Here is a 13,370-nt window from a genome sequence, read left to right as displayed (position 1 = left end):
ACAATTACATCAATGCGTTAGGCTGGATTTCCGGCTAAGCGAACACGGATTCAGGAAATAGTCAATTCGTTTGGTGTGCTCACTGGGATGTCGGAGTGTCGCGGCAGTCCCATAAACAAGCATTGAACGGCCGCTTGCGCGATAGCTCCACGTCTGCAGTGGCTCGATCACGGAAGGTTCGACAATTCGACGGCCTACCGTTCAATGGTGATGAGGGCGGTGCGGCAGCTTTCCACAATGCTGCTGCCGCTCATTCGGTGCATGTAGGCCGACAGCTTCGGCCGAGCACCTGCCGGCCACCGATCGCCCCTGCCAGCCAAGCACGCGTAGTTCAGTGATCGGAAGGCTGATCATCCACGCAAGCGAAAACGCCCGGACATCATCCGGGCGTTTTCGACTCTATTGCCACGTTTTCGACTTTATTGCCAAGTTTTCGACTTTAATGGCAAGGAACATCAGCGGCAGCGGTCCCTTGCCGCTTATTCCACCGTGACCGATTTCGCCAGATTCCTCGGCTTGTCCACATCCGTCCCCTTCACCAGCGCCGCGTGGTACGACAGCAACTGCAGCGGGATCACGTGCAGTACGGGTGACAGCATGCCGTAGTGCTCCGGCATGTGCAGGATGTGCACGCCTTCCGACTCGGGGATTTCGCTGCCAGCGTCGGCGAACACGTACAGCTCACCTCCGCGGGCGCGGACTTCCTGCAGGTTGGATTTGAGCTTCTCCAGCAGTTCGTCGTGCGGGGACACGGCGATGACCGGCATGTCCTTGTCCACCAGGGCGAGCGGGCCGTGCTTGAGTTCGCCGGCGGCGTAAGCCTCGGCGTGGATGTAGGAGATCTCCTTGAGCTTGAGTGCGCCTTCCATGGCGATCGGCCAATGGCTGCCGCGGCCGAGAAACAGCGCATGCTCCTTGCCAGCGAAGCGCTGCGCCCACTGCTCGATCTCGGGTTCGAGCTCGAGCACCTTCTGCACCGCGACCGGGAGGTGGCGCAGCGCGGCGAGGCGGCGCTCCTCGTCCTCGGCGGACAGCCGCCCGTTGATCTTGGCGAGCGCAAGCGTGAGCAGCGCAAAGGCGGCGAGCTGGGTGGTGAAGGCCTTGGTGGAGGCAACGCCGATCTCCGGGCCGGCGCGGGTGATGAAGCGCAGCGCAGTTTCGCGCACGATGGCCGACTCGGGCACGTTGCAGATCGCCAGCGTGCGCTGCATGCCGAGCGCCTTGGCGTGCTTGAGCGCGGCCAGGGTGTCTGCGGTTTCGCCCGACTGCGAGATGACGACGACCAGAGTGTCGGCGTCCGGCACGGATTCGCGATAGCGATATTCGCTGGCAATCTCTACCGTGACCGGGAGCTTGGCGATGGCCTCGATCCAGTAGCGCGCGACCAGGCCTGCGTGGTAACTGGTGCCGCAGGCCAGGATCAGCACGCGGCGCACGCCGTCGAAAACCTCTGCCGCGCGCGCACCGAAGTGCTGCGGCGTGACACCTGCGCCGCCGGCGATCAGTTCCAGCGTCTGCGCCAGGGCCTGCGGCTGCTCGAAAATCTCCTTTTGCATGTAGTGGCGGAACTTGCCCAGCTCCACCGCGTCGGCCGACAGGCTGGAGAGATGCACCTCGCGCTCGACCGGCGTGCCGTCGGGGCGAATGATGATGTAGCTGTCGCGCCGCAGCTCGGCGAGGTCGCCGTCTTCCAGATAGACGATCTTGCGCGTGACCTGCAGCAGCGCGGCCGTGTCGGAGGCGGCGTACATGCCGTCTACGCGCTCACCGCCCCCCACGCCCAGCAGCAGCGGCGAGCCGCGGCGGGCGACGATGATCCGGAACGGGTCGGCCTCGGCCACCACGCCGATCGCGTAGGCGCCGACCAGTTCGTTGGTGGCCTGGCGCACCGCCTCGAAGAGGTCCGGCGTGCCCTGCAGCTTGTCATGCACCAGGTGTGCGATGGCCTCGGTGTCGGTCTCGGACTCGAACACGTAGCCCTTGGCCTGGAGCACGGTTCGGATGGCCTCGAAGTTCTCGATGATGCCGTTGTGCACCACCGCGAGGCCACCGGAGATGTGCGGATGGGCGTTGCGCTCGGAAGGCACGCCATGGGTGGCCCAGCGCGTGTGCGCAATGCCGATGTGTGCCGAGAGCTGGCGCGCATCGGCCAGGGCAGCGAGCTCGGCCACGCGGCCGCAGGAGCGCAGGCGGGTCAGCTCACCGGACAGCACGGCCAGCCCTGCCGAGTCATAGCCGCGGTATTCGAGCTTGCGCAGACCCTCGAGCAGCACGGGGACGATGTTCTGGGTTGCGATTGCGGTGACGATGCCACACATGACGGGGCTTCCTTGTTCGGTTTTCGGGTATCGGCTGCAGGTGCGGGCTTTGGTAGCGGTGGACCTTTGCGGGAGGGCCGGCCTCGCTCCCGCGAGGGCTCAGCGCGGCTGCTTCACCGGGCGCTTCCAGTGTGCCACGCTCATCTGCCTGACGCGGGTCACGGTGAGCTGGTCGGGCGGCGCGTCCTTGGTCAGCGTGGTGCCGGCGCCCAGAGTGGCGCCGCGGCCGACGCGCACCGGCGCGACGAGCTGGGTATCGGAGCCGATGAAGACCTCGTCCTCGATGATCGTGCGGTGCTTGTTGGCGCCGTCGTAGTTGCAGGTGATGGTGCCGGCACCGATGTTGACCTTGCTGCCGACGTCGGCGTCGCCCACGTAGGCCAGATGGTTGGCCTTGGAGTGGTCGGCGATGACGCTGTTCTTGACCTCGACGAAGTTGCCGAGGTGCACGTCAGCGCCGAGCACGGTGCCGGGCCGGGTGCGGGCATAGGGCCCGATCACGCAAGCCTGGCCCATCGTGGTGCTGTCGATGTGGCTGAAGGGCTCGAGCCGGGTGCCGGCGCCGATGCGCGCGTTGCGCACGACGCAGTGGGCGCCGACGCGCACGCCGTCACCGAGCTCGACCTCGCCTTCGAATACGCAATTGACGTCGATCTCGACGTCGCGACCGACCGTGAGCGTGCCGCGCACGTCGATACGCGCGGGGTCGATCAGGGTGGCACCCTCTTCCATCAGGCGGCGGGCGACGTTGCCCTGGTGGATGCGCTCGAGCTCGGCGAGCTGCAGCTTGTTGTTGACACCCAGCGTCTCGGCGAAGGCGTCGGGCTGCACAGTGGCAACCTCGACGCCGTCGGCCACGGCGAGGCCGATGATGTCGGTGAGGTAGTACTCACCTTGGGCGTTGTCGTTGCCGATGCGGCCGAGCCAGTCGCGCAGGCGCGCAACCGGTGCAATCAGGATGCCGGTGTTCACTTCGTTCACCTTGCGCTCGTCGTCGGTCGCATCCTTCTCCTCCACGATGCGCACGACCTTGCCCGCGGCATTGCGCAGGATGCGCCCGTAGCCGGTCGGGTTGTCCATCTCGACGGTGAGCAGGGCGAGGCGTGCGTCGCCCGCGGCGGCGGCCAAGCGTCGCAGCGTGGACACGCCGATCAGCGGTACGTCGCCGTACAGCACCAGCGCCATGTCGCCATCCGTGAGGTGCGGCAGCGCCTGCTGGACCGCATGGCCGGTGCCGAGCTGCGGTGCCTGCCGCGCCCAGGCCAGATCCGGGGCGTCGAGCCGTTCGCGCACCACCTCACCGCCGTGGCCATACACCACGCAGATGCGCTGCGCATCGAGCGTACGCGCCGTTTCGAGCACATGGGCGAGCATCGGCTTGCCGGCAATGGGTTGCAGAACCTTGGGCAGAACCGAGCGCATGCGCTTGCCCTGGCCGGCAGCGAGAACGACGACTTCCATGTGGCGTTTCCGGTGGTTGGGGTGACTCGAAGAACGCCGTGCAGCGAAACGGGCGTCCGGCAAATGCAGCGTCGCGCGAAGTTTACCACCGACGTTGCAGCGCGGAATGTGAGGGAATGCATGGCGGGCGCGTCAACAAGGCTCCTGCCGCGCATACGCGATCACGCTGCGCTCACCCTCCACGCGCCTCCCGCGCATTTGATTGACGCATTGCACAATTCGATTGCGGTTCTTCTTATACTGGTCACGGACAACGTCTAGAATCCGCCCGTCGCAATACATCCAAGAACGAGTACGCCATGAAACCCGCAGCAGCACCCCAGATCATCCAGAACCGGACCTTCGACGAAATCCAGGTGGGCGACTTCGCGCAGCTCGTGCGCACCCTGCGCCCCGAGGACATCCATCTGTTCGCGGCGATGTCCGGCGACGTCAACCCGACCCACGTCGACCTCGAATACGCCCGCTCCAGCCAGTTCCGCGAGGTCGTCGGCCACAGCATGTGGGGCAGCACCCTGATCTCCACCATCCTCGGCACGGAGTTCCCCGGCCCCGGCACGGTGTACGTCTCGCAGGGACTCAACTTCTGGCGTCCGATCACGATCGGCGACACGCTGACGATCACCGTCACCTGCAAGGAAAAGTTCGACCACAACCATCACATCATCTTCGACTGTCTGGCGGTGAACCAGGACGGCCTGAAGGTGATCGACGGCATTGCCGAGGTCATGGCGCCGACCGAAAAGATCTCGCGCCAGCGCGTGGTGCTGCCCGAGGTCACCGTGTCCGACCGCGAACTGCGCTACCGCCACCTGCTGTCGGTTTCGGCCGGCCTGACACCGATCCCGATCGCTGTCGCACACCCCTGCGATCGTGAATCCCTGCTCGGCCCGGTGCAGGCCGCCGCCGCCGGCCTGGTCGACCCGATCCTGGTCGGTCCAGAGGCGCGCATCCGCGCAGTAGCCGAAGAAAACGAGATCGACCTCAAGGGCTTCCGCATCGTCGACACCGAGCACAGCCACGCCTCCGCCGAGGTGGCCGTGGGCCTGTGCCGCGATGGCGGCGCCGAAGCGCTGATGAAGGGCTCGCTGCACACCGACGAAATGATGAGCCAGGTGATCCGCCACCTGCGCACCGGCCGCCGCATCAGCCATGTCTTCCTTGCCGATGTGCCGACCTACCCGCATCCGCTGATGATCACCGACGCGGCGATCATGATCGAGCCCACGCTCGAGGATAAGGTCGACATCATCCAGAACGCGATCGAACTCGCCCACATCCTCGGGCTACCCGAGCCGAAAGTGGCGATCCTGTCGGCGGTCGAAACCGTGACCTCCAAGATCCGCTCCACCATCGACGCCGCTGCGCTGTGCAAGATGGCCGACCGCGGCCAGATCAAGGGCGGCCTGCTCGACGGCCCGCTCGCCTTCGACAATGCCGTGTCGCTGGTCGCTGCCAAGACCAAGGGGATCAAATCCGTGGTCGCCGGCAACGCCGACATCCTGGTTGTGCCCGACCTCGAATCCGGCAACATGGTCGCCAAGCAACTCGAGTACCTCGCCAACGCACTGATGGCGGGCGTGGTGCTCGGGGCGCGGGTGCCGATCGTGCTGACCAGCCGTGCCGACACTGCCGAGACGCGCACCGCGTCGTGCGCCGTGGTGCAGCTGATGGCACACAGGAAGCGCGAGGCGATGAAGGCATGAAGGCCGTACTCGTCCTCAACGCAGGCTCGTCGAGCCTGAAGTTCGCGCTCTACCCGATCAACGGCGACATTGCCGAGGCTCCCGCGGTTTCAGGTCAGGTCGAGGGCATCGGCGCCAGGCCGCAGGTCACCCTGAAGACGGCCGCGGGCGAGCGCTTCGAAGAGGCAGTCCCCACCGGAGGCAGCCAGGGCGAGCAGCACCGCGACGCGCTCAACCACGTGTTTGCGCTGCTCAACCGTCACAACCCGGCGCTCGACATCGTCGCCGCCGGCCACCGCATCGTGCATGGCGGCGAGCACTACAGCGCGCCCACCCGGCTCGACGAATCGGTGCTGCGTACGCTCGACACCTTCGTGCCGCTCGCCCCGCTGCACCAGCCGCACAACCTGCGTGCGGTGCGTGCGGTCGCGGCGCTGATGCCGGACGTGCCGCAGGTCGGCTGCTTCGACACCGCCTTCCACCGCACCCAGCCCGCGGTCGCCCAGGCCTTCGCGCTGCCGCGCAAATACTCGGCCGAAGGCGTCAAGCGCTACGGCTTCCACGGTCTGTCCTACGACTACGTCGCGCGCCAGCTGCCGGAGATCATCGGCGAGCGCGCCAAGGGTGCGGTGGTGATCGCGCACCTGGGCAACGGCGCCTCGATGTGCGCGCTGCGCGGCGGCAAGAGCGTGGCCTCCACGATGGGCTTCACCGCCGTCGAGGGCCTGATGATGGGCACCCGCACAGGGACCCTCGACCCCGGCGTGATGCTCTACCTCATGGAACAGAAGGGGCTGGACGCCAAGGCGTTGACCAACCTGCTGTACAAGGAGTCGGGCCTGCTCGGCGTCTCCGGCATCAGCCAGGACATGCGCACCCTGCTTGCATCCGAGGCCCCCGAGGCGAAGGAAGCGGTCGATCTGTTCTGCTACCGCATCGCACGCGAGCTCGGCTCGCTCGCCGCGGCCGCAGGCGGGCTCGACGCACTCGTGTTCACCGGCGGTATCGGCGAGCACGCAGCACCGGTGCGCGAGAAAGTCGCCGCCCTGTCGGCCTGGCTGGGCATCGAGATCGACCTCGCCGCCAACCAGGCCCATGCGCGCCGTGTCGACACCCCCAGCAGCCGGGCCGCGGTCGCCGTCGTACCCACAAACGAAGAGCGCATGATCGCGCGCTACACGGCGCAGACGCTCGGGCTCTGAGGCCTGACCGTCGGCCCCGCCCTCCCCCGGGGGGCGGGGGGGCTGCGGTGCTTTCACCCCCATCCCGTGCTACGGTCAGGGCTCCAGCCCCACGGAGCGCACCATGAAAGCACGCAACCTACTCGCCACCGCGGTCATGATGGCCGCCTTCGGCGCCCTGGCGAAGCAGCCGGTCGACAACGGGCACGGCGGCGCGGTCGCCACCATCTCGCACCAGGCCAGCCTGGCCGCACTGCAGATCCTCGATGCCGGCGGCAACGCCGTCGACGCCGCAGTAGCGGCGGCCGCAACGCTGGGCGTGACCGACCCGTTCAGCTGCGGAATCGGCGGCGGCGGGTTCATGCTCATCTACTCGGCGAAGGAGAAGCGCGTGATCGCGCTCGATCACCGCGAGGTGGCGCCGGCAAGCTTTCACCCCGGCGTGTTCCTCAACGCCGACGGCAGCCCGATGACGTGGAGCGATGCCGTACCCCAGGGCATCTCGGTCGGCGTACCCGGCACGGTGCGCGGCTGGCACGCGGCGCTGCGCAGATACGGAACGATGGACTTCGCGCAGGTGCTGGCGCCTGCGATCCGGGTCGCGGAAGACGGCTTCGAGGTCGGCCCCAACTTCCACCGCATCAACACGCTCAACGAAGCCAAGTTCTCGCGCTTCTCGAGCACCTCCGCGCTGTACCTGAAAGACGGCAAGGCCTTGCCGATAGGCAGCCTCCACCGCAACCCCGACCTGGCCCGCACCTACCGCGACATCGCCCACGGCGGCGTCAAGGCGTTCTACACCGGCCCGATCGCAGCCAGCATCGTTTCCACGGTGAACCATCCCCCGGTCCGCTCCGGGGTAGGCGTGGTCGCGGGCGACATGACGCTGGCAGACCTCGCGGATTACGAGGCCCGGCTGCGCCAGCCGGTGCGCTCGACCTATCGCGGCTACGAGGTCTACGGCATGCCCGCGCCCTCGAGCGGCGGCATCGCCATCGCCCAGGCGCTGAACCTGATGGAGACCTTCGACCTCGCCGGCAAGTCACGCAACGAGATCGAGCATCTGTACATCGAAGCCTCGCGCCTGGCCTTCGCCGACCGCAACGCCTACGTTGCGGATGCCGAGTTCGTGGACTTCCCGCAGGAGGGCTTGCTATCGAAGGCGTACGCACGTGAGCGCGCGGGACAGATCCGTATGCACGCCGCGCCCGGCGCGGTCGCAGCAGGCGACCCCTACCCCTTCGAGAACGACTTGTCGGTGCCGCTTCGCCCACAACAGCCGCAAGCGTTGGCGCAGGAGCCGATGCACACCACGCATCTGGCAGTGTCCGACCGCGAAGGCAACATCGTTGCCTACACCTTCACCATCGAGTCCTGGGGCGGCAGCGGCATCGTGGTGCCGGGACGCGGCTTCCTGCTCAACAACGAGCTCACCGACTTCGACTTCTCCGGCCCGCACCCCAACGTGCCCGAAGCCTTCAAGCGCCCGCGCTCGAGCATGAGCCCGACCATCGTCCTGCAGGACGGCGCGCCCGCCTTCACCATCGGCTCGCCGGGCGGTTCGACGATCATCACCACCGTGCTGCAAACGATCGTCAATCACATCGACCTCGGCATGAGCCTGGCCGACGCACTCGCCGCGCCACGCATGAGCCAACGCAATGGCGACACCACGCTGGTCGAGAAGATGCTGGAATTCCCAGGCGGCGCACAGGCCAAGGCACTGGAAGCACTGGGACATGCATGGCGCGAGACCGACCAGATCGGCGCCGCAAACGGCATCCGCTTCAATGCCGACGGCAGCGTCACGGCGGTCAGCGAGCCCCTGCGCCACGGCGGAGGCAGCGCGATCGTGCAGAAGCAATAGGTCTACAGCAGCGCCCTCGCCTCGTCCACGCCGATCCACAGCGCGGTTGCGGCGAGCAGCGCCGCCATCGTGTAGTTGAAGGCCATCAGCGCCGCCGGCTGCTGCAGCCAGGTCCGCAACCGTGCCCCCGCCACGGCCCACACGGTGATGCAGGGCAGGTTGACCGACATGCACAGCAGCGCCAGCCCGGCGGCCGTCATCCAGTCGGCGTCGCGCGGCAGAAACAGGATGGCGACGTTGAGCACCATCATCCACGCCTTCGGGTTCACCCACTGGAACAGCGCCGCGGCGACGAAGCCGAGCGGCGAGACCCGCCCGCCGCGACCTGGCTGGCCCGCGCGCGCCTGGCGCAACGCCAGCCACAGCAGATAGCCACAGCCCACCACCACCAGCGGCAGGCGCAGGGCATCGAGCCAGCCCATCACCCAGGCCAGGCCGCTGGCGACGATCAACACCTGAACGCTGTTGCCGACGCTGACGCCGAGCAGGTGCGGCAGCGTGCGGCGGAAGCCAAAATTGACCCCGGATGCCGCGAGCATGATGTTGTTGGGCCCCGGCGTCACGGACATCGTGGCGACGTAGGTCATCAGCGGCAGGTCGATCATGGCGTTCTCCTCGAGGGGCTTCGGGAGATCACTATACGAAGCGCAGCGCAAAGGTTACAGCTCCAGAAAAACAGGTTTATAGTGGTCACAGATCGTTTTACCAATCAGCTGTAACTATCCAAGGACGAGCCTACTGTGCCCCCTGCTGCTGCCACAGCCCCCCAAGGCGCCCCGCTCTACCAGGCACTGACCGAAGAACTGCGCGAAGCGATCCGCGACGGGCGGCTGGTCGCCGGCGCCCGCCTGCCCTCGGTGCGCGAGGCAGCGACCAGCCGCGGCATCAGCATCAACACAGTGCTCGCCGCCTACCGCCAGCTGGAGGCCCAGGGTCTGGTCGACGCGCGCCCGCAATCTGGTTACTTCGTGCGCTCACAGCTCGCCGTGCCACCGGCCCCACAGGCCGCTGCCGCCGAGCCGAGCTCTGCGATCGCCGCCGAGAGCGCGGTGTTGAGCCGCATCGCCAGCGTGCTCGCCGCCCAGACCCGGCCCGACACCATCGACCTTTCGCTTGCCTGCCCCAAGGGCAGCGACTTCTACCCCGGCGAGAAGCTCGGCCGCATCGTCGCCGACCTCACCCGCCGCCGCCCGGAGCTGCTGACCGACTATTCACTACCGCCCGGCCCGCTGCTGCTGCGCCGCGAGATCTGCCGCCACGCCACCGAGCTCGGCATGCAGTTGCAGCCCGACGCCATCCTGCTCACCAACGGCTGCATGGAGGCCCTGCAACTGGCGCTGCGCGCCACCACCCAGGCCGGCGACACGGTAGGCCTGGAGTCGCCGACCTATTTCAACCTGATCCCGCTGCTCGACCGCCTCGGCCTGAAGGCGATCGAGATTCCCACCCATCCGGAAGGCGGCCTGTCGCTCGATGCGCTGGAGCTGCTGCTGTCGGAAGGCCGGCTGCAGGTGGTGGTGACCATGCCCACCGTGCACAACCCGCTAGGCACGAGCATGAGCCCGGCCAACAAGCGCCGACTGGCCAACCTGGCACGCAGCTACAAGGTGCCGGTGATCGAGGATGCGCTCTACGCCGAGCTGCAGTTCAGCACGCCGCTGCAGCCGGCCGCGAAGGCCTTCGACCGCGACGGCTGGATCATCGTGTGCGCGTCCTACACCAAGACGCTTGCACCCGGCATGCGCGTGGGCTGGATGGAGGGGGGGCGCTTCGGCCGCGAGCTGGCCGAGATCAAGTTCTGCTCGTCGGTGGCACAGCCGGCACTGCTGGGCGAGGCGATCGGGCGCTTCCTCGAGAGCGGCGGGTACGCCCAGCACATCCGCCGCCTGCGCCGCACCTATGCCGCGCAGACCGAGCGCCTGCGCGGCCTGATCCACGACGCATTCCCTGACGGCACACGCGCCACCCAGCCCAGCGGTGGCTTCCTGGTGTGGGTCGAGCTGCCCGAGGGCTGCGACACCAACCGCCTGTTCGACCTTGCCCTGCGCCACGGCATCGGCATGACACCCGGCAAGCTCTATTCACCCTCAGGCCGCTACACCCGCCACCTGCGCCTATCGGGCTGCTACCCCTTCAGCGATCGCCACGTGCATGCACTGATGACACTGGGGGAGCTGGCTGGGGCGCAGCTGGGCTGAGGCCGAGTGGCGCCAAGCTCAGACCTCGGGCGCGATTTCGGCGCCGGCGCCCTGCGGTGCGGTGTCGAGCGTCGCCTCCACCGCCACCTCCTCGGCCTCGAGCTCCACCGTCTGCAGCGCCGGCTTGTCGGCTGGCGCCTGCAACGCATGCTGGGCACCACTGAAGAGATCGCGCTTGAGCACGTCGATGGCTTCGACCCAGGCGGCCGAGGACTCGCACCCCCCCACCAGCTCGCCGCTGCGACACACCGTCAGACGCTTGCCGTTGAGGGTGAAATGTACACCGGGCAAGGGGCGCACACGCACCAGATCGTCGCTACGCGCGGCAAAGCGCAACATCGTGTCGCGCTCATCGCCAAGCAGGTCGAGGATCAGCGCCGGCAGCGCGTAGATCGGCATGTCGCCCGTACGCACCGGGCCGCGCCGGCCGTCGATCACGACCAGCGGCGTGGCGACCAGGGTGCGGAACATCTCGTCGTCGAACTCACCGCGGTTGGGCGCGAGCAGACCGGACTCGACGTAGCCCCCGTGATTCCAGCCGAGCGAAGGCAGGTGATCGCCGAACAGCACGACGATTGCGTCCGGGTCGCGCCTGCGCAATTCGTTGAGGAAGCTCATAAGCTCGCGCGACTTGTAGTGCACGGTGTTGGCGTAGGCCTGCACCAGGCCGTTGTCCGAGTCCGTGGAGATAACCGCCGGGCGGGCCTCGTTGAGCGGGTAGTCGAGATGGCCGAAATAGGTCAGCACATAATTGAACACCGGCTGCGCACCGTCGAGCGCCGGGCCGACGCGTTCGAGCACCTGCCGGTACAGCGAGGCATCGCTGAGGAACTCGCGGTTCATGTCGTCGAGCACGAAGTCGCGATCGGACCAGTACTGCTCGAAGCCCACGCGCCGGTAGGCGTTGATGCGGTTCCAGAACGGCGCTGCGTTGGGGTGCGAGGCGAAGCTGCGGTAGCCAGCTTCACCGAGGTGGCGCGGCAGGCAGGGCACGTCCCGGCGCAGGCGGCCTTCGAAGAAGACCGCGTCGGTCTGCACCGGGAAGCCGCACAGGGCCTCGAACTCGGCATTCGCCGTGTAGCCGCCGAACACCGGCGACAGCGCCCGCGCGTTGCCGGTAGCCTTCCACAGCTTGCGGAACGCGGGATCGAGCGGATCGGCCGACAGGCCGGCGGCCTTCAGCGCCATCGGATCCCAGAAGGACTCGAGCACGATCATATGCACATTGCGCCCGCCCTGGCCGGGGCGCGCCGCAGCCTCGAGGAAGGGGCTGGGCTGGCGCGCGCCAAGCAGCATCATCGCCGCATCGACCTCATCTGCGGCCGGAGTGTGCCCGCGCCGGGCAAGGTTGCGGGCGGTTTCCTGCATGAGATGGATCGGCAGGCCGCGCATCTCGTAGTTGCCGCGCTGGTTCCACACCCAGTCACCGAAGCGGGCATCCAGCCAGCCAGTGACCAACGCTGGCTGCACCTGCAGACCCAGAACGCCCGCAACCACCGCTGCGAGCGCTACCCAGGCGCGCGGCCTGCGCCAGGCAAACATCCACAGCAGGCCTGCGATCGGCAGCGCAAGCATCGCCACACTGCCCCAGAGCTGCCAGCCTTCCAGCAACAGAAAGAGATTCTTCGCCGCGACGAAGTCGTCCGGCATCACCGGCCCGCCAAGCACCGCAAGCTTGATTGCATTGCCCACGGTGAAGGCGCTGAACAGCACGACCATCGCCACGCCGAAGCGCAACACGCTGCGCGACATCGTGAACAGCAGCCCACCGACGAGCAGGTGGGCGACAAGGTCGTGCCGCCAGGCCTCACGCCCCGGCGCGACCCCCAGGAAGTGCGCCAGTACCAGCTGCGCAACCACGTACCACAGCGCCACCAAGCCCAGCGCGCCCATGCATTCGCCCGCGACCGATCGCCACGACCGACCCGCCCGCGCCCGTCCGGCAACCTCGGGAGGCGACAGCGGAACAGCACCATATTCGGCGGAAAGACTTGCAGGCGCGAGCACGGCAATACTCCGGGGCAGGTTCAGGAGCCCGGATCATACGCCCGTAACATTCTTGTGAATCGAGCTGCACCTCGTTATCGCGGCAACGCAACATCGCAAATTGCGACAAGGTTTTTCAGTCCACCGGGGGCCGCGGCAACGGATACATCCCGCGTTCAGGCGCGCATGCGGGCCACGATATATTGCAGTGCGAGCGCGTAACCCTGGGTGCCGAAACCTGCCATCACCGCCTCGGCCACATCCGAAAGGTAGGAATGGTGGCGGAAGGCTTCGCGCTTGTGCACGTTGGAGATGTGCACCTCCACGAACGGAATCGCCACCCCGGCAAGCGCGTCGCGGATCGCAACGCTGGTATGCGTGTAGGCGCCGGGGTTGATGAGGATCCAGCCCACACCCTCGCCACGCGCCTGATGGATGCGGTCGACGATCGCACCCTCGTGATTGCTCTGGAAGCACAACACCTCGACCCCAAGCGTCCCACCCTGCGTACGCAGGCCGTTCTCGACATCCGCCAGCGTGGTGGCACCGTAGATCTCGGGCTCGCGCGTTCCAAGCAGGTTGAGGTTGGGGCCGTTGATGACGAGAACCGTGGACATGAAGCGAGTGCTCCGGAGACGATGAGGATCTGGGTTTGCAGCATAGCAGCCGCAGCG

General features: G+C 67.2%; 9 protein-coding genes. 4 read left to right on the top strand and 5 right to left on the bottom strand.

What is annotated here, in order from left to right; genetic code table 11:
- Window positions 1-479: 479 nt before the first annotated feature.
- Window positions 480-2,318: a glutamine--fructose-6-phosphate transaminase (isomerizing) gene (gene glmS / locus ACUH78_RS08235; RefSeq protein ID WP_445333120.1), complete on the bottom strand. Its 1,839-nt coding sequence runs from the start codon at window positions 2,316-2,318 to the stop codon at window positions 480-482.
- Window positions 2,319-2,417: 99 nt separating this feature from the next.
- The gene (gene glmU, locus ACUH78_RS08230; RefSeq protein ID WP_445333121.1) at window positions 2,418-3,779 is read right to left on the bottom strand and encodes a bifunctional UDP-N-acetylglucosamine diphosphorylase/glucosamine-1-phosphate N-acetyltransferase GlmU; all 1,362 of its coding nucleotides are present in this window, start codon (window positions 3,777-3,779) and stop codon (window positions 2,418-2,420) included.
- 299 nt (window positions 3,780-4,078) lie between these two features.
- On the opposite strand from glmU, the gene ACUH78_RS08225 reads away from it, so the two are divergent.
- The 3 genes from ACUH78_RS08225 (at window position 4,079) to ggt (ending at window position 8,512) form a co-directional block, all read left to right on the top strand.
- Window positions 4,079-5,485, top strand: coding sequence for a bifunctional enoyl-CoA hydratase/phosphate acetyltransferase (locus tag ACUH78_RS08225; RefSeq protein ID WP_418365420.1), 1,407 nt, complete (start codon window positions 4,079-4,081; stop codon window positions 5,483-5,485).
- Window positions 5,482-6,666 (top strand): acetate/propionate family kinase, encoded by a 1,185-nt coding sequence (locus tag ACUH78_RS08220; protein ID WP_445333122.1) that lies wholly within the window; start codon window positions 5,482-5,484, stop codon window positions 6,664-6,666. Before ACUH78_RS08225 ends, ACUH78_RS08220 begins: the two co-directional genes overlap by 4 nt.
- A 103-nt stretch (window positions 6,667-6,769) precedes the next feature.
- The gene (ggt, locus tag ACUH78_RS08215; protein WP_445333123.1) at window positions 6,770-8,512 is read left to right on the top strand and encodes a gamma-glutamyltransferase; all 1,743 of its coding nucleotides are present in this window, start codon (window positions 6,770-6,772) and stop codon (window positions 8,510-8,512) included.
- Window positions 8,513-8,514: 2 nt separating this feature from the next.
- Here the strand turns inward: ggt and ACUH78_RS08210 are convergent, their stop codons facing one another.
- Window positions 8,515-9,117 carry a LysE family translocator gene (locus tag ACUH78_RS08210; RefSeq protein WP_445333124.1) on the bottom strand — a complete coding sequence of 201 codons (603 nt, stop codon included), beginning with the start codon at window positions 9,115-9,117 and terminating at the stop codon, window positions 8,515-8,517.
- A 135-nt stretch (window positions 9,118-9,252) separates the two neighbouring features.
- Between ACUH78_RS08210 and ACUH78_RS08205 the strand changes: the two genes are divergently transcribed.
- A complete protein-coding gene (locus ACUH78_RS08205) occupies window positions 9,253-10,710 on the top strand; it encodes an aminotransferase-like domain-containing protein (protein ID WP_445333125.1) in 1,458 nt (485 codons plus the stop codon).
- Between the two features lie 18 nt (window positions 10,711-10,728).
- Here ACUH78_RS08205 and ACUH78_RS08200 read toward each other — a convergent pair whose 3' ends face one another.
- Both ACUH78_RS08200 and aroQ read right to left on the bottom strand, forming a co-directional pair.
- The gene (locus tag ACUH78_RS08200) at window positions 10,729-12,717 is read right to left on the bottom strand and encodes an LTA synthase family protein (RefSeq protein WP_445333126.1); all 1,989 of its coding nucleotides are present in this window, start codon (window positions 12,715-12,717) and stop codon (window positions 10,729-10,731) included.
- Window positions 12,718-12,872: 155 nt separating this feature from the next.
- The gene (gene aroQ, locus ACUH78_RS08195; protein ID WP_418365414.1) at window positions 12,873-13,313 is read right to left on the bottom strand and encodes a type II 3-dehydroquinate dehydratase; all 441 of its coding nucleotides are present in this window, start codon (window positions 13,311-13,313) and stop codon (window positions 12,873-12,875) included.
- Window positions 13,314-13,370: the final 57 nt, after the last annotated feature.

It is taken from the genome of Thauera sp. ZXT1-4 (genome assembly GCF_052598215.2).
This window is presented reverse-complemented; position numbering and strand designations above follow the sequence as displayed.

Bases quoted from the DNA above. Each gene is read 5' to 3' on its own strand.
- glmS (WP_445333120.1), bottom strand. From the start codon at position 2,318: ATGTGTGGCATCGTCACCGCAATCGCAACCCAGAACATCGTCCCCGTG.
- glmU (WP_445333121.1), bottom strand. From the start codon at position 3,779: ATGGAAGTCGTCGTTCTCGCTGCCGGCCAGGGCAAGCGCATGCGCTCG.
- ACUH78_RS08225 (WP_418365420.1), top strand. From the start codon at position 4,079: ATGAAACCCGCAGCAGCACCCCAGATCATCCAGAACCGGACCTTCGAC.
- ACUH78_RS08220 (WP_445333122.1), top strand. From the start codon at position 5,482: ATGAAGGCCGTACTCGTCCTCAACGCAGGCTCGTCGAGCCTGAAGTTC.
- ggt (WP_445333123.1), top strand. From the start codon at position 6,770: ATGAAAGCACGCAACCTACTCGCCACCGCGGTCATGATGGCCGCCTTC.
- ACUH78_RS08210 (WP_445333124.1), bottom strand. From the start codon at position 9,117: ATGATCGACCTGCCGCTGATGACCTACGTCGCCACGATGTCCGTGACG.
- aroQ (WP_418365414.1), bottom strand. From the start codon at position 13,313: ATGTCCACGGTTCTCGTCATCAACGGCCCCAACCTCAACCTGCTTGGA.